This window comes from Pseudoalteromonas sp. LC2018020214 (genome assembly GCF_016598755.1).
Classification (GTDB): Bacteria; Pseudomonadota; Gammaproteobacteria; order Enterobacterales; family Alteromonadaceae; genus Pseudoalteromonas; species Pseudoalteromonas distincta.
Window position 1 is genome coordinate 650,523 of sequence record NZ_CP066804.1, and the last position, 14,812, is coordinate 665,334.

Below are 14,812 nucleotides of genomic sequence, written 5' to 3' on the forward strand. Positions count from 1 at the left end.
GATTACTAATATGACCTTTAAAGTTGACTTCAAAGTACGTGATTACGAATGTGACTTACAAGGTATCGTAAATAACAGTGTTTATTTTAATTATTTAGAGCATGCTCGACATGAGTTCTTGTACGCACACGGTATTGATTTTGCTCAATTAGCGAAAGATAAAATTAACCTAGTCGTGACGCGCAGCGAAATGGACTATAAACATTCACTATTACCAGGTGATGAATTTTATGTGGCTGTGGAGCCGCAGCGTATTAGTCGTTTAAAATTTGCGTTTAAGCAAACGGTTATACGTAAAAGTGATGAAAAAGTAATGCTCAATGCACTGGTTATAGGAACGTCTGTTAATGAAAAAGGTAGACCGTTTTTACCTGAGCAAATAGATAACGTATTTAAAACTACAACTTAGTACTTAAACGCATAACTTTTGAACTATCATAGAACAAAAATTTACATTTAAAACATGCATTTTTAACGGATAAAGGGCATAAATATTGTTACAATTACATTAATTAGACAATTAGTTAGTAGTAGCATGAAATTAGCAGCAATACCGATGCTTATAGTCGGTTTATGTGTTGGTTGCGCATCAACAGGGACGGTTACCAGTGAGCAGCTTAAATACACCCAATGGCAATTATCACGTGTTGATGGTTTAGCAATTCCACCTTCGTTTAATGCATCAATGAGCTTTATTGAAGCACTGCAAGTAAACGGTTTTGCTGGCTGTAACAAATTTTTTGGTGAAGGCTCGCTTGAAGAAAGTAACCTTACCGTAAGTAAATTAGGAATGACGCGCAAGTCGTGCGGCGAAGAGCTTGATGAGTTTGAGCAGCAGTTATTACAAGCCTTAAAGCAAGGTGCCGAGCTTAAAATGCAAGACCAGCAATTAGTCATGCAAGGCGAGCAAACATTTGTGTTTATCCCTAAATAATTTTAAGTTTTTGAAAAACAGCCCCTTGCGGGCAGTTTTTAACTGACGTACACTCAGCGCAGATTTGTTGAATAATATCTTCGAATCGACGAACAAAATTTATATATCAATACTTGTCGGAGTGCCAAAGCTAAGTAATTAGTTTTTGGCTGAGATCGCGAAAGCGGGATCCGTGAACCTGATCAGGTTAATACCTGCGTAGGGAACAAGCTGCCTAAAATGGGACGCTTGTGCGTCTTTTTTTATGCGCACAATAAAGTGATTTATTTTTTAGGCTGCAAAGTAGCATGTACGCTACTTTACGATCTTTCTCTATTCCTCGGAATATCTGACAAGACAACCCTTAAGCAATGAGGCAAGTCATGTCAAATACTACAAATAAAGCGTCACGCCGAGAAACTCGTGCTGCCGCGTCTGAATATATTTATAACTTAACGGGTCAACCGTTCCCAAATTCTCATAAAGTATACGTTGAAGGTACTCAACCAGGCGTGCGCGTTGGTATGCGTGAAATCACGTTAAGTGATACGTTTATTGGCGGTACAGATGAAAACCCTGTTTATGAGTCAAACGATCCGCTACGTGTTTACGATACGTCGGGCCCGTATACCGATCCTAATTTTGAACTAGACGTGCGCAAAGGCTTACCAAAATTTCGTGAGCAATGGATTGAAAACCGTGGTGACACTGAAATTTTAGAATCAGTGACGTCGCAGTTTTCGCAGCAGCGCATGGCAGATGAAGGGTTGGATCATATTCGCTTTGATCACCTTCCAAAAATTCGCCGTGGTGTCGCTGGTAAAAACGTAACGCAAATGCACTACGCACGCCAAGGGATTATTACCCCTGAAATGGAATACGTAGCTGTTCGTGAAAATATGGGACGTGCAGAAATTCGTAAAGAATTATTAGCAGCGCAGCATAAAGGCGAGTCGTTTGGCGCGAGTATTCCTGAATTTATTACCCCAGAATTTGTACGCGATGAAATAGCCCGTGGTCGCGCTATTTTACCAAATAATATAAACCATCCAGAAACAGAACCTATGATTGTAGGCCGTAACTTTTTAGTAAAAGTTAACGCCAACATTGGTAACTCATCAGTAAGCTCATCTATTGAAGAAGAAGTAGAAAAAATGGTGTGGTCTACCCGCTGGGGCGCAGACACCGTGATGGACTTATCAACGGGACGTTACATTCACGAAACGCGTGAATGGGTTGTACGTAACTCGCCTGTACCTATTGGCACAGTACCGATTTATCAAGCGCTTGAAAAAGTAAATGGTGTGGCTGAGGATTTAACGTGGGAGATTTTCCGCGATACGCTTATTGAACAAGCCGAGCAGGGTGTTGATTACTTTACTATTCATGCCGGTGTACTGCTTCGTTACGTACCAATGACGGCTAAACGTGTAACCGGTATTGTGTCGCGCGGTGGCTCAATTATGGCTAAGTGGTGTTTAGCGCATCATAAAGAAAACTTTTTATACACGCACTTTGAAGACATTTGCGAAATTTTAAAACAATACGATGTGTGTTTTTCACTCGGTGATGGACTTCGTCCAGGCTCGATTGCTGATGCCAACGATGAAGCACAGTTTAGTGAGCTGCGCACATTAGGTGAACTGACTAAAATTGCGTGGAAGCACGACGTACAAGTATTTATTGAAGGCCCAGGGCATGTGCCAATGCACATGATTAAAGCCAATATGGACGAGCAATTAAAACATTGTGACGAAGCGCCATTTTATACTTTAGGCCCGTTAACGACCGATATTGCACCAGGGTACGACCATATTACTTCTGGTATTGGTGCCGCTCAAATAGCATGGTACGGCTGTGCAATGCTTTGCTATGTAACACCTAAAGAGCATTTAGGTCTGCCAAATAAAGAAGATGTTAAAGAAGGCTTAATTACCTACAAAATAGCTGCACATGCCGCCGATTTAGCAAAAGGTCACCCCGGCGCGCAAGAGCGCGATAACGCGCTATCAAAAGCACGCTTTGAGTTTAGATGGCATGACCAATTTAATATTGGTTTAGATCCAGACCGAGCTCGCGAGTATCACGACGAAACCCTTCCACAAGAATCAGGCAAAGTGGCTCACTTTTGCTCTATGTGTGGCCCTAAATTTTGCTCTATGAAAATTAGCCAAGAAGTACGCGATTACGCTAAAGATTTAGAAACACGCGGTATTGATCCAAATGACGCTGGCGACGCTATTGAAATAAAAATGATTGATGTAGAAGCCGAAATGAAAGCTAAATCTGCCCAGTTTAAGCAAACAGGCTCAGAAATTTACCACAAAGCGGTATAGCAAGAAGTTAGATACAGATGTAGGTGAGGTTTTATACCTCGCTTCTTTAAATATTGAAGAAGTGCGAGTGAATTCGCACCTACTAATAACTGCTTTTGGAGGTTTTATGTTTTATAACATTGCTGTGGTGGGTTTTGGTTTAGCTGGGCGCTTAGCTGCCCTTGAGCTAAGTAAGTTACATCATGTAACGGTGTTTGAAGCAGACGATGAGCAAACCCCAAATAGCGCCGGTAAAGTGGCAGCAGCCATGCTGGCACCGCTGGCTGAGTCGGTGTTATGCGAGGCTGATTTAGCTTTAATGGGGCTTGATTCAATGAAGCGCTGGCCAGAAATAGTGAGTGGACTTGAGGGGGATGTGTTTTTTCAGCAGCAAGGCACATTGGTCGTTGCGCATCAGCAAGATAAAGGCGATTTACAAAGCTTTACCCAGAGAATAAAGCCTATAGCAGGGCAAAGCGCTCAGGCATTGAATGCTCAGCAAATAGCGCTGTTAGAGCCAGAGCTTGCTAATCGGTTTAATCAAGGTCTATTTTTACCCTGCGAGGGGCAAATAGATAACCAAGCCTTTTATAAAGCAAGTTTTACCATGCTCAACAAGCGCAAAGTTAAGTGTGTGTTTAACCAGCGCGTAACCATTAAAAACGGCGAAATAAATAATCGGCCATTTGACTATATTATAGATTGTCGTGGGCTTGGTGCTAAAAGCGATAAACCGCTTAGAGGTGTGCGCGGTGAAGTAGCAAGACTATATGCACCTGAAGTAAATTTAACGCGACCTGTACGTTTAATGCATCCGCGTTACCCAATTTATATAGCGCCTAAACCTAATCATGAATATGTAATTGGTGCGACCGAAATAGAATCGCAAGATAGCGGCGCCGCAACAGTGCGATCAACTCTTGAGTTACTTTCAGCGGCTTATACCGTACACAGCGGATTTGCCGAAGCACGACTACTTAATATTCAAGCCGGATTACGCCCTGCATTTAGCGATAACCGCCCAGAAGTATCACAAGTTGGCAATGTAATTAGCATTAACGGCTTATATCGCCACGGTTATATGCTGGCACCGGCATTAGTGGCGCAAGCAGTTTCACGAATAGAGTGAGAATAAAATGAACATTACAATTAATGGCGAGCTACTTAATGTTAATAGCAAAGCGCTCGTTGAGGTACTTCAAAGTTTTGGTGCAGTTGCGCCTTTTGCTGTGGCTGTTAATGGCGAATTTATTCCACAAAGTCGGCACAGTAACTATGTACTTAATGAAGGCGACAGTGTTGAGTTGCTGTCACCCATTCAAGGCGGATAAAGCTCATGCAAACTAAAGACTGTTTAACTATTTATGGTGAGCAAGTAAATAGCCGTTTATTAATAGGCTCTGCGCTTTATCCGTCGCCTGATATTATGACCCAATCGATAGTCGCCTCTGGTGCTGAAATTGTAACCGTGTCGCTTAGGCGCCAACAAAGTGCAGCAGCCGGTGATGACTTTTGGCAGTTAATAAAAAATACAGGCTTAAAAATACTACCTAATACTGCAGGGTGCCACAGTGTAAAAGAGGCGATTACACTTGCAAAAATGTGCCGAGAGGTATTTGCCACCGACTGGATTAAGCTGGAGCTGATTGGCGATGATTACAATTTACAACCAGACCCTTTTGCGTTACTTGAAGCTACAAAAATATTAATTGATGATGGCTTTAAAGTATTGCCTTATTGCACCGACGACTTAGTACTTTGCCAGCGCTTAAATGAGCTAGGGTGTGAGGTGCTTATGCCGTGGGGGGCGCCAATAGGCACAGGTAAAGGCTTGTTAAATAGCTATAATTTAAAAACTATCCGAGAGCGTTTACCCGATACCACATTAATAGTAGATGCAGGTTTAGGTTTGCCATCGCATGCCTGCCAAGCACTCGAAATGGGGTATGATGCGGTATTATTAAATTCAGCCATTGCAGGGGCGGGCTGCCCAATTACTATGAGCCGCGCATTTAAAGCCGCAGTTGAAGCAGGGCGCTTTGCATATCAAGCAAAAGCAATGCCTGAAAAAGACGTTGCAGCCCCATCAACCCCTACAATGGGTATGCCATTTTGGCATCAGCAGTGAAGGAAAGAATATGAATAACGTAGTGTGGACAATTGCCGGATCTGATTCGGGCGGCGGTGCAGGTATTCAAGCTGATATAAAAGCAATGCAAAGTTTTGGTGTACATGGCTGCACGGCAATTACGGCGCTTACTGCACAAAATAGTTTAGGCGTAGAAGCTATTAATGCGGTGTCTACCGATATTATTGAATCGCAGTTACTTGCGCTTGAAAAAGACATGAAAGCCAAAGTAATAAAAATTGGCATGTTAGCCAATGTGCAGCAAATTCAGTTGATCAGCGAACATATAAGTCATTATAAAGCTAAGTGGACTGTGCCTCCCGTTATTGTATATGACCCTGTTGCGATTGCTTCAAGCGGTGACTTACTAACAGAAGAGGACACGGTAAGTGCAATAAAAGAATGTTTACTGCCGCTGGTGGATGTAATAACCCCAAACACCCATGAAACACAGTTATTAACCGGTGTGTATTTAATTGGCCCGGCTGCAATAAAAGAAGCGGCTAATAAGCTATTAAGCTGGGGCGCAAAAGCCGTTGTTATTAAAGGCGGACATTGGGATTACCCAAGTGGCTACTGCATTGATTATTGTATTGATAGTAATATGCAAAATGGTGAAGAATACTGGTTAGGTAATCAAAAAATACAAACCCCGCATAACCACGGCACCGGATGTAGCATGGCTTCGGTAATTGCAGCGTGTTTAGCTAAAGACTATCCATTAAAAGATGCCTTTATTTTAGCTAAAGCGTATATAAACCAAGGGCTAAAACAGTCGGTACGCTACGGCGAAGGGATTGGACCGGTTGCTCATACATCGTTCCCCACTAATTTAGCTGACTACCCACAAGTGATTGAGCCTGGTAGTTGGCTGGGTGATGAGCTTGATTTTGATGTACCGCTTGATTTTAATATGGCTGCTGATTTTTCACCTTGTGAAAGTAAATCACTGGGCTTATATGCAGTTGTAGATAGTACCGATTGGTTAGAAAAGTGCTTACAACAAGGCATTAAAACAGCGCAGTTACGCGTTAAAAATAAAACGCAAGATGAGCTTGATGGGCTCATTAAGCATGCTGTTGAGCTGGGCAAGCAATACAACGCACAGGTATTTATAAACGACTACTGGCAGTTAGCTATTAAACATGGTGCGTATGGTGTGCATTTAGGGCAAGAGGATTTAGACATTGCTAATTTAGCGGCAATTAAAGACGCTGGATTAAGGCTTGGGCTTTCTACTCATGGTTTTTATGAAATGCTACGTGCGCATAATTATCGCCCTAGTTATATGGCATTTGGTGCTATTTACCCAACCACCACTAAAGACATGACAGGGCAAATACAAGGCCTTGAAAAGCTGATTAAGTTTGTACCACTTATGCAAAGCTACCCAACAGTAGCAATAGGCGGCATTGATTTAAGCCGTGCTGAGCAGGTAGCTAAAACAGGCGTGGGCAGTGTTGCCGTAGTGCGTGCGATTACCGAAGCTGATAATTACGTAGAGGCTATAAGCGCTCTGCAAGTGGCCATAAGCAGTGCCAATTAAAACTAACAAGGGTAATACTAATAAGGCTGATAAACGTGAGTGAGCTAAGCGATAAGGAAACCCTGCGTTACAGCCGCCATTTATTGCTTAAAGAAGTTGGGCTTGAAGGGCAATTAGCACTTAAATCCTCAACGGTTGCAGTAGTGGGGGCTGGTGGTTTAGGTAGCCCCGCGCTTTTATATTTAGCCGCTGCGGGTGTTGGAACGCTTATTTTAATTGACGATGACGAGGTTGAGCTTTCAAATTTACAGCGCCAAGTGCTTTATAAAATAAATCACTTAGGGCAAAACAAGGTCGCCGCCGCAGGTAAAGTATTAGCGAGCCTTAATAATCAAATAGACATAGCAACGCATTGCCAAAAGTTAGATGAGAGTAATGCAGCTAACATGCTAAAAGGTGCTGACATCGTACTTGATTGCTCTGATAACTTTAGCACTCGCTATTGCGTTAATCGTTATTGTATTAGCAACAAAACACCGTTAATTTCGGGTGCTGCACTCGCAACTAAAGGGCAGTTAATGGGCTTTGATTTTAGGCAAAGTGATAGCCCATGTTATGGCTGTGTTTTTCCACAAAGCGAAGCTACACCAGTTATAAATTGCAGTAACGCAGGAGTAATTAGCCCGCTACTTGGTGTAATAGGCTCTATGCAGGCGCAACTTACGCTTAACTTATTGCTAGGGCATGCAGAGGGGTGTGAATTTATAACCTTTGATGCGCTTACTTTAAAGCAGCAGCATTTCAAAGTGATTAAAGATTCAGAGTGTAAAGAGTGTGGTAAATAGGTTTTTGAGGGAGTTGTGCCTTTTATTAAATGTAGCGTTAAAGAATTAAAAGCTGCGCTTTTCGCGTGAGCAAGCTTCACGCCTACAGTACATCAAAATTCTTACACCAAACTTGTATACGCACAGCTTGCTGGCGTGACGAGCAAAGCTCGTAATTTCTATGCCAGATGTCTTCTCATTTACATCTCTTTTGCTTCTCTTAGTGCAATAAGATCTTAAGTGATTTATTCACAAAGAGGTTAAGAGGGCGCTATGCTTTAGAGAAGTAAAAATAAATAATTACTATGTTTTATGTCTTCTCATTTACTCCTCTTTTGCTTCTCTTTGTGCAATAAGACCTTAAGTGATTTATTCACAAAGAGGTTGAGAGGGTGCTTCGCTTTAGAGAAGCCAATAAGTAAGTAAAGTATCAGTTATAAATATTAAAAGCGGCGCTTTACGCGTGTGCAGGCTTTACCCCTTCAAAAATAAAAAACCGCGTTTAAATAACGCGTTTTTTTGATTTCTAATTAACGATTGATTTAGTCGTTAATTTTTGCAAACGCAGTACCTAAGCGAGTAACCACTTCTGGTAGTTGGTCATCCAGTATTTCAGCTTTATCAGCACCCCATGCTAGTACTACAGTAGAGCCTAATTTAAAGCGACCCATTTCTTCACCCTTTTTAAGCGTGATGGCGTTATCGCCAGTGGTTGGGTATTTCCAACTAAATACATCGCTACCTGCTGGTGGCGTGACAGTACCTGCCCAAATAGTTTCTATGCTGGCTACAATTGTTGCGCCAACGAGTACCATAGCAAGCGGACCAATCTCAGTTTCAAAAATTGCTACTACTCGTTCATTACGCGCAAACAAGTTAGGTACGTTTTGCGCGGTAAGTGGGTTTACTGAAAATAAATCACCTGGCACGTAAATCATTTTGCTTAGTGTGCCATCAATTGGCATATGAATACGATGGTAATCTTTAGGTGCTAAATAAATAGTGGCAAACTTACCGCCTAAAAATGGTGTTGTATCATCTTGTGAGCCGCCTAGTAGCGCTTGTAAGCTGTAATCGTGACCTTTAGCTTGTATTAGCTGTCCGTCAACAATATCGCCTAGCTGGCTGATTGCGCCATCCACTGGATGAATGATGATATCGCTATCTTCTACCATTGGGCGCATGCCGTCTTTTAAAGGGCGAGTAAAAAATTCATTAAAGCTTTTATAATGAGCCGGATCTGGGTATTGGGCTTCGCTCATATCTACTTTATATTGCTTAATAAATAGTTTAATTAAAGTCGTTGTTAAAGCGCCTGCTTTAGCTGCGGCTAATTTACCGACTACGCGTGAAATAAAATGTTTTGGCATTGCGTACTGCATTGCGATTTTAAATTTGTCTAAACTCACAGTATTTATCCTAAATTATACGCGAGGCGCACGGGCGCCTGCACGGCCATCGGCCATTGTTTCTAAAATTCGGTGGTAGCTGTCAAAGCGCAATTGAGAAATTTTGCCATCTGCTACAGCTTCTTTAACTATACAGCCCGGATCGTTTAAATGTTTACAGTCTCTAAAGCGGCATCCGCCTATAAATTCTCTAAACTCTTTAAAGCACCAGGTTACACGCTCAACATCTAAATGCCATAAACCAAACTCACGAATTCCTGGTGAGTCGATTAGGTTACCGCCACTTGGTAAATGGTGAAGGCGTGAAACAGTTGTTGTGTGCTGTCCTAAGCCGCTGTTTTCAGATACTTCTTTAGTTAATATTTCAGCGTTAGGTAATACAGTATTAACGAGGGTTGATTTACCCACACCACTTTGGCCAACAAAAATGTTATTTTTACCAACAAGCACTTCTTTTAATTCATCAATACCATTACCCGATATATTACTAACAAGGAGTACTTGGTAATCAAGTTTACGATAGATATCGAGAACTTTTTGTATTTCGCTAAGACCTGCGTCATCAATTAAATCTATTTTATTGAGTACTAAAATTGGCTCAATACCCATATCTTCACAGGCTATTAAATAGCGGTCGATAATACTTGGGGTAAACTCAGGTAATACCGCCGATACCATGAGTATTTGATCAATGTTAGCTGCAATAACTTTTACGCCGTCGTAAAAGTCAGGGCGGGTAAGTTGCGAGCGACGCTCTTGCGTGGCTTCAATTACTCCGGCTAAATCACCTTCACTTACTTTGGCACGGCGAAACAATACCTCATCACCACACACTAAATTTGACACGGTACGTCGTATATTACAACGAAGTACATCGCCATTTTCAGTTTCGACATCGGCGTGTTGGCCAAAACGACTGATCACAATTGCGCTCTCGACCTGACCTAAATTATCGGTTTGCCACTCTTGCGCGCCTTTTTTAGCTGGTCTTGAGTCTGCGCTATTAATGCGCTTTTGGTGGTTGGCCTTGATCTGACGCGATTGGCCTTTACTTAATTTTTTCTGTTTTGCCACTGGAGGCCTATAACCTTAGTTAAATGTCGCTTTTCCTAAAAAAAGCTTTAGCTCGACGGTTGATGCTAATATGATATATCGAAATGCGTTGGATCTAAAGGAAAGCACCGCTTAGGTAATTATGACTATTAATAAATCAAATTTAATTTGGCTCGATCTTGAAATGACAGGACTCGAACCAGAGACCGATAAAATACTCGAAATTGCGACGGTTGTCACTGACGCAGACCTGAATATATTAGCTGAAGGGCCAACCATAGCTATTCATCAAAGTGATGAATTACTAAATGGTATGGACGAGTGGTGTACTACGCAGCATGGTAAGTCGGGTTTAACAGCGCGCTGTAAAGCAAGTACATTCGATGAAGAGTATGCCGTGGCACAAACGTTAGATTTTTTAAAACAGTGGGTGCCTGCAGGTGTATCACCAATGTGTGGTAATTCAATTGGGCAAGACCGCCGCTTTATGAATAAATACATGCGTGAACTTGAAGATTTTTTTCATTATCGCAATCTTGACGTGAGTACTATTAAAGAATTAGCACGTCGCTGGAAACCCGAAGTGCTTGCAAAAGTGAACAAAAAAGGTTCGCACCTTGCTTTGGATGATATTAAAGATTCGATTATGGAATTAAAAGTCTATAGAGAAAATTTCTTTAATTTGTAAAAAACACTTGCAAACACATCGGATTATTGTAGAATCCTGCCCCGCTCAAGACGATAACCCTCGCGGGGTTAGTGTGTTTGAGTTGTTTTTATTGTGGTCGTTTTACATCCATAATTAAAATGCGGTACTAGCTCAGTTGGTAGAGCGCGACCTTGCCAAGGTCGAGGTCACGAGTTCGAGCCTCGTGTACCGCTCCAATTTCTAACCAAAAGAAATTGTAGTGTTTGAATGAAAATATAATGCGGTACTAGCTCAGTTGGTAGAGCGCGACCTTGCCAAGGTCGAGGTCACGAGTTCGAGCCTCGTGTACCGCTCCAATTTCTAACCAAAAGAAATTGTAGTGTTGAATGAAAATGTAATGCGGTACTAGCTCAGTTGGTAGAGCGCGACCTTGCCAAGGTCGAGGTCACGAGTTCGAGCCTCGTGTACCGCTCCAATCTTTTTATATCCTTTCAAAATTCTCTGTATTAAAAATTATAAATAAAATTATAATTTAAAATCTCTCTTATCTACTTTATTCTTTGTGCAATATTCAGCATTAAAGTTTTGGTTGTTAGAAGCTATGGTTTCTCGCGCGAGCTATACGCCTACAATAAAGGTGTTGTACTTTGAAGTTATGAGGTATGAGTGAGGTAAAGAGTCAATACTTTGAAACCGAGAGCTTTTATTAGAATAGCTCCCCCTGAATAGTTGCTATAACTCGTCTAGAACCACCAGAATCGCGATGTTCACCTAAATAAATACCTTGCCATGTACCTAACGCTAAATAACCATTTGAAATAGGAATATTTAACTCGCAGCCTAACGTGCTGGTTTTTATGTGTGCAGGCATGTCGTCGTCACCTTCATAATCGTGGCGATAATAAGGTTGACGCTCAGGAACGAATTTATTGAAATGGCTCTCCATGTCCATACGAACAGTGGGGTCTGCATTTTCGTTTATTGTAAGGCTCGCTGAGGTATGCTGAATAAATAAGTGCAACAAGCCTATTTTGTAACTCGCCAGTTCTGGAAGCTGAGACAATATTTCGTCATCTATTATATGAAAACCTCGCGGGCGAGGCTTTAATGTAATTTGCTTTTGCTGCCAACTCATAATTTATCGAAACTAACTTCAATGTTTGCATTACCAGCATCACAGCTAAATGGCATGATGATTTTTTTACCTTGGCTTTTGTGAGTAATTGTATGACCCTTACCAGATACCACAATAGGCGTTGCCATATCAAAGTCGAAGCCTTTCTCGCCAAGTAAATTTTTAGCACCACCTGTCACCATGTTGGTTATTTCGCCAACCATATCGGTAACTTCTTCATCTATAGCATCAGGGCGTTCGCCAAGCATACGCTCCATGATGGTGAGTGCTAATTCTTCGTCGAATGTAATTGAAAATGATCCTCGCGTTTGCGGGCCAACCATCCCAATCAAACCTGATACATCACCACAGGCTATCTCATCAGTTTTAATGCGAGGTTTACCTGGCTTCAATTGAGTTTGAGCCATAGTGCTCAAAACATTAATTAAAGAAGATAAAAAGGGATTGATGAATTCTACATTCATAGTGGCTACTCTTAAATTTGTTCTGTGAAATGACTATATAGTTTGAGTATAGTCACTAAGGATAACTTTGAAGGATTATGATGCTCTGCAAGATTCACATTTACCATGTGCTTCTATTGTTTGCCCTGATACAACAAAGCCACCTTCGGCAGCTAAATTATTTAGCTCATGCGAAATTACACTCGAGTGTAATTCTTTGACAAAACCACAGGTATCGCAAATTAACAATTGTACTGGGTGTATATGATCAAAATGATGACACAGCATAAATGCATTTGTGCTTTCAATTTTATGAATAAAACCTAGCTCAGCTAAAAAGTCTAATGCACGATAAATAGTTGCAGGTTTAGCACCCGTTTCAGTTATTTTTAATTGCTCAAGCAAATCGTATGCACCAACACCACCTTGTGCGCTGGCTAATAGGCGAAATACTTTCTCGCGGATAGGCGTAAAACGCGCGCCACGGTTGTCACAAACTTGTTTTGCTTTACTTACGAGTGATTCTATATTCATCATTACTCTTATCCTTATGCTACCGTGATATACTAACATACTGTGTTGTAGTTGCAGCGTTTTTATTAAGCGCTTTTTACCTAGGAAACCCAGTAATGCACGAACTATTAGCTATATTTATTTTCTTTTTTGCGGTTATTGACCCCATTGGTACTGTACCTGTATTTATTGCAGTCACACGTGGTGATGATGAGAGATTTAAACGTAAAGTTATATATAAAGCGGTAGGCGTATCTGCATTAGTGCTCTTATTTTTTGTACTTGCAGGTGAGCAATTACTTAACGCAATTGAAATTCCGCTTTCGGCTTTTCAAATAGCCGGCGGTATCATATTACTTATTTTCGCGCTCTCAATGATATTTGGTGAAAGTAAACCAGAAGCCGAAATTAAAAGTGTACGCGACAGCACTGAAACCGCTATTTTTCCGCTTGCGATTCCCTCTATCGCGAGCCCTGGCGCTATGTTAGGCGCAGTATTAATGACTCGTAATGAAGAATATACTTGGGTTGAGCAGTTACTAACGTCTTCGATGATGCTTGCTGTATTGGCTGTTGTACTGGTTTTGTTACTGCTTGCAACGCATGTACATAAATTAATTGGTGACAGTGGTGCAAGTATAATAAGTAGAATTATGGGGCTTATTTTAAGCTCGGTTGCGGTTACCAATATTTTAAATGGCATAGCCCATTATTTTGGCTTGCAGGTTTTCTCTTAACATTGATGCTCGCTAGGCTTTTGTGTAAAATGCAGCGCCTTTTAAGCTGTGCTTAATAACTTTAATACCCTGAGGTTTGCTTTGAATAAATGTACTTTGGATAGACGCTTTTCTGTGGCCCCAATGCTTGATTGGACTGATCGCCATTGTCGTACTTTTCATCGCAAAATGACTAAACATACTGTGCTTTATACTGAAATGATAACCACAGGGGCTATTTTATTTGGTCGCGGCGACTACTTACATTTTAATAAACACGAAGGCCCAGTTGCACTGCAACTTGGTGGCTCTGATCCTAAAGCGCTTGCGCAATGTGCAAAGCTCGCAGGTGAGCGTGGCTATGACGAAATAAATTTAAATGTAGGTTGTCCGTCAGACAGAGTTCAAAATGGTCGATTTGGCGCATGTTTAATGGCTGAGCCTCAATTAGTTGCTGAGTGTGTTGCAGCAATGAAAAACGAAGTAAGCATTCCTGTTACCGTTAAAACGCGTATTGGTATTGATGAGCAAGATTCGTATGAGTTTTTATGTGCGCTTATTGAAGCGTCGCATAAAGTAGGGTGTGATGATTTTATTATTCATGCTCGTAAAGCATGGCTTAATGGTTTAAGTCCAAAAGAAAATCGTGAAGTTCCACCGCTTGATTACCCACGTGTTTATCAACTTAAAAAAGATTATCCGCAGCTAGACTTAAGCCTAAATGGCGGTGTTAAAACAATTGAGCAGAGCCTAGAACATTTGCAACATATTGATGGCGTAATGATTGGGCGTGAGGCTTACAGCAACCCATTTATGCTCAATGACGTTGATGAGAAAATTTATGGTGATGCTGCAAACACGCAGTCACGCCACGACGTAGTGCGTTCAATGTATGACTACATTGAAGAAGAAATGCGTTTGGGTGCTAATTTTTGGCATATTGCACGTCACATGCTCGGTATTTTTCAGGGGCAGCCTGGTGCGCGAGGTTTTAGACGCCACCTTTCTGAAAGTGGTCACGGTAAGCAAGCTGATTTATCGGTAATGGATAAAGCATTAAGCTTTGTACCAGAATAAAACTAAGCTTTAAAAATTCTAAATTTAAGCCACTTTCGAGTGGCTTTTTTGATCCTAAAAATTAGTCAAAATCATAATTTATTGGCCAATTCCACTCTATGTTGTTCAGCTTAAAGTCACTAAAGTTTAGAGTATTTGTTACTTACCATTA

Annotated in this window: 16 protein-coding genes, 3 tRNA genes and 1 riboswitch; of the genes, 14 read left to right on the forward strand and 5 right to left on the reverse strand. The window is 41.3% G+C overall.

Annotated elements, in window-relative coordinates:
* Positions 1–10: 10 nt before the first annotated feature.
* The 8 genes from JG479_RS02730 to JG479_RS02765 all read left to right on the forward strand — a co-directional run bounded on the left by JG479_RS02730 (position 11) and on the right by JG479_RS02765 (position 7,687).
* Positions 11–409: an acyl-CoA thioesterase gene (locus tag JG479_RS02730; RefSeq protein ID WP_200219913.1), complete on the forward strand. Its 399-nt coding sequence runs from the start codon at positions 11–13 to the stop codon at positions 407–409.
* Positions 410–535: 126 nt separating this feature from the next.
* Positions 536–934, forward strand: coding sequence for an META domain-containing protein (locus JG479_RS02735; protein WP_032826923.1), 399 nt, complete (start codon positions 536–538; stop codon positions 932–934).
* A 107-nt stretch (positions 935–1,041) separates the two neighbouring features.
* A riboswitch (TPP riboswitch) is annotated at positions 1,042–1,156 on the forward strand.
* A 140-nt stretch (positions 1,157–1,296) separates the two neighbouring features.
* Complete coding sequence (gene thiC, locus JG479_RS02740) at positions 1,297–3,249, forward strand: phosphomethylpyrimidine synthase ThiC (protein ID WP_234047867.1); 1,953 nt, start codon at positions 1,297–1,299, stop codon at positions 3,247–3,249.
* 106 nt (positions 3,250–3,355) lie between these two features.
* A complete protein-coding gene (locus JG479_RS02745; protein WP_200219914.1) occupies positions 3,356–4,357 on the forward strand; it encodes an FAD-dependent oxidoreductase in 1,002 nt (333 codons plus the stop codon).
* Positions 4,358–4,364: 7 nt separating this feature from the next.
* On the forward strand, positions 4,365–4,559 hold the full coding sequence (gene thiS, locus JG479_RS02750; protein ID WP_002960781.1) for a sulfur carrier protein ThiS: 195 nt from the start codon (positions 4,365–4,367) through the stop codon (positions 4,557–4,559).
* 5 nt (positions 4,560–4,564) lie between these two features.
* Positions 4,565–5,356 carry a thiazole synthase gene (locus JG479_RS02755; protein WP_200219915.1) on the forward strand — a complete coding sequence of 264 codons (792 nt, stop codon included), beginning with the start codon at positions 4,565–4,567 and terminating at the stop codon, positions 5,354–5,356.
* A gap of 10 nt (positions 5,357–5,366) precedes the next feature.
* Positions 5,367–6,902: a thiamine phosphate synthase gene (thiE, locus tag JG479_RS02760; protein ID WP_200219916.1), complete on the forward strand. Its 1,536-nt coding sequence runs from the start codon at positions 5,367–5,369 to the stop codon at positions 6,900–6,902.
* A gap of 35 nt (positions 6,903–6,937) precedes the next feature.
* Positions 6,938–7,687, forward strand: a complete 750-nt coding sequence (locus JG479_RS02765) for a HesA/MoeB/ThiF family protein (protein WP_200219917.1) — start codon at positions 6,938–6,940, stop codon at positions 7,685–7,687.
* A gap of 521 nt (positions 7,688–8,208) precedes the next feature.
* On the opposite strand, the gene asd is transcribed toward JG479_RS02765, so the two are convergent.
* Both asd and rsgA read right to left on the reverse strand, forming a co-directional pair.
* Complete coding sequence (asd, locus tag JG479_RS02770) at positions 8,209–9,075, reverse strand: archaetidylserine decarboxylase (protein ID WP_200219918.1); 867 nt, start codon at positions 9,073–9,075, stop codon at positions 8,209–8,211.
* A gap of 15 nt (positions 9,076–9,090) precedes the next feature.
* Positions 9,091–10,149: a small ribosomal subunit biogenesis GTPase RsgA gene (rsgA, locus tag JG479_RS02775; RefSeq protein WP_004336055.1), complete on the reverse strand. Its 1,059-nt coding sequence runs from the start codon at positions 10,147–10,149 to the stop codon at positions 9,091–9,093.
* Positions 10,150–10,270: 121 nt separating this feature from the next.
* Here rsgA and orn point away from each other — a divergent pair, with 121 nt between their 5' ends.
* The 4 genes from orn (at position 10,271) to JG479_RS02795 (ending at position 11,252) form a co-directional block, all read left to right on the forward strand.
* Positions 10,271–10,816 (forward strand): oligoribonuclease, encoded by a 546-nt coding sequence (orn, locus tag JG479_RS02780; RefSeq protein ID WP_004336052.1) that lies wholly within the window; start codon positions 10,271–10,273, stop codon positions 10,814–10,816.
* 121 nt (positions 10,817–10,937) lie between these two features.
* Positions 10,938–11,013 (forward strand) — tRNA-Gly (locus JG479_RS02785).
* Between the two features lie 44 nt (positions 11,014–11,057).
* Positions 11,058–11,133 (forward strand) — tRNA-Gly (locus tag JG479_RS02790).
* Positions 11,134–11,176: 43 nt separating this feature from the next.
* Positions 11,177–11,252 (forward strand) — tRNA-Gly (locus tag JG479_RS02795).
* Between the two features lie 231 nt (positions 11,253–11,483).
* Here JG479_RS02795 and JG479_RS02800 read toward each other — a convergent pair.
* The 3 genes from JG479_RS02800 to JG479_RS02810 all read right to left on the reverse strand — a co-directional run bounded on the left by JG479_RS02800 (position 11,484) and on the right by JG479_RS02810 (position 12,889).
* Positions 11,484–11,912, reverse strand: a complete 429-nt coding sequence (locus JG479_RS02800) for a secondary thiamine-phosphate synthase enzyme YjbQ (protein ID WP_138488530.1) — start codon at positions 11,910–11,912, stop codon at positions 11,484–11,486.
* On the reverse strand, positions 11,909–12,376 hold the full coding sequence (locus tag JG479_RS02805) for a chemotaxis protein CheX (protein WP_024595807.1): 468 nt from the start codon (positions 12,374–12,376) through the stop codon (positions 11,909–11,911). Before JG479_RS02805 ends, JG479_RS02800 begins: the two co-directional genes overlap by 4 nt.
* A gap of 75 nt (positions 12,377–12,451) precedes the next feature.
* Positions 12,452–12,889: a transcriptional repressor gene (locus tag JG479_RS02810; protein ID WP_002957918.1), complete on the reverse strand. Its 438-nt coding sequence runs from the start codon at positions 12,887–12,889 to the stop codon at positions 12,452–12,454.
* Positions 12,890–12,984: 95 nt separating this feature from the next.
* Here JG479_RS02810 and JG479_RS02815 point away from each other — a divergent pair, with 95 nt between their 5' ends.
* Positions 12,985–13,605 (forward strand): MarC family protein, encoded by a 621-nt coding sequence (locus JG479_RS02815; protein WP_039485441.1) that lies wholly within the window; start codon positions 12,985–12,987, stop codon positions 13,603–13,605.
* A gap of 123 nt (positions 13,606–13,728) precedes the next feature.
* Complete coding sequence (gene dusA, locus JG479_RS02820; protein ID WP_039485439.1) at positions 13,729–14,661, forward strand: tRNA dihydrouridine(20/20a) synthase DusA; 933 nt, start codon at positions 13,729–13,731, stop codon at positions 14,659–14,661.
* The last annotated feature ends 151 nt before the right edge of the window (positions 14,662–14,812 follow it).

Excerpts from the sequence above, each read along its gene's own strand:
- JG479_RS02730 (WP_200219913.1), top strand. The coding sequence starts at position 11 with ATGACCTTTAAAGTTGACTTCAAAGTACGTGATTACGAATGTGACTTA.
- JG479_RS02735 (WP_032826923.1), top strand. The coding sequence starts at position 536 with ATGAAATTAGCAGCAATACCGATGCTTATAGTCGGTTTATGTGTTGGT.
- thiC (WP_234047867.1), top strand. The coding sequence starts at position 1,297 with ATGTCAAATACTACAAATAAAGCGTCACGCCGAGAAACTCGTGCTGCC.
- JG479_RS02745 (WP_200219914.1), top strand. The coding sequence starts at position 3,356 with ATGTTTTATAACATTGCTGTGGTGGGTTTTGGTTTAGCTGGGCGCTTA.
- thiS (WP_002960781.1), top strand. The coding sequence starts at position 4,365 with ATGAACATTACAATTAATGGCGAGCTACTTAATGTTAATAGCAAAGCG.
- JG479_RS02755 (WP_200219915.1), top strand. The coding sequence starts at position 4,565 with ATGCAAACTAAAGACTGTTTAACTATTTATGGTGAGCAAGTAAATAGC.
- thiE (WP_200219916.1), top strand. The coding sequence starts at position 5,367 with ATGAATAACGTAGTGTGGACAATTGCCGGATCTGATTCGGGCGGCGGT.
- orn (WP_004336052.1), top strand. The coding sequence starts at position 10,271 with ATGACTATTAATAAATCAAATTTAATTTGGCTCGATCTTGAAATGACA.
- JG479_RS02800 (WP_138488530.1), bottom strand. The coding sequence starts at position 11,912 with ATGAGTTGGCAGCAAAAGCAAATTACATTAAAGCCTCGCCCGCGAGGT.
- JG479_RS02805 (WP_024595807.1), bottom strand. The coding sequence starts at position 12,376 with ATGAATGTAGAATTCATCAATCCCTTTTTATCTTCTTTAATTAATGTT.
- JG479_RS02810 (WP_002957918.1), bottom strand. The coding sequence starts at position 12,889 with ATGAATATAGAATCACTCGTAAGTAAAGCAAAACAAGTTTGTGACAAC.
- JG479_RS02815 (WP_039485441.1), top strand. The coding sequence starts at position 12,985 with ATGCACGAACTATTAGCTATATTTATTTTCTTTTTTGCGGTTATTGAC.
- dusA (WP_039485439.1), top strand. The coding sequence starts at position 13,729 with ATGCTTGATTGGACTGATCGCCATTGTCGTACTTTTCATCGCAAAATG.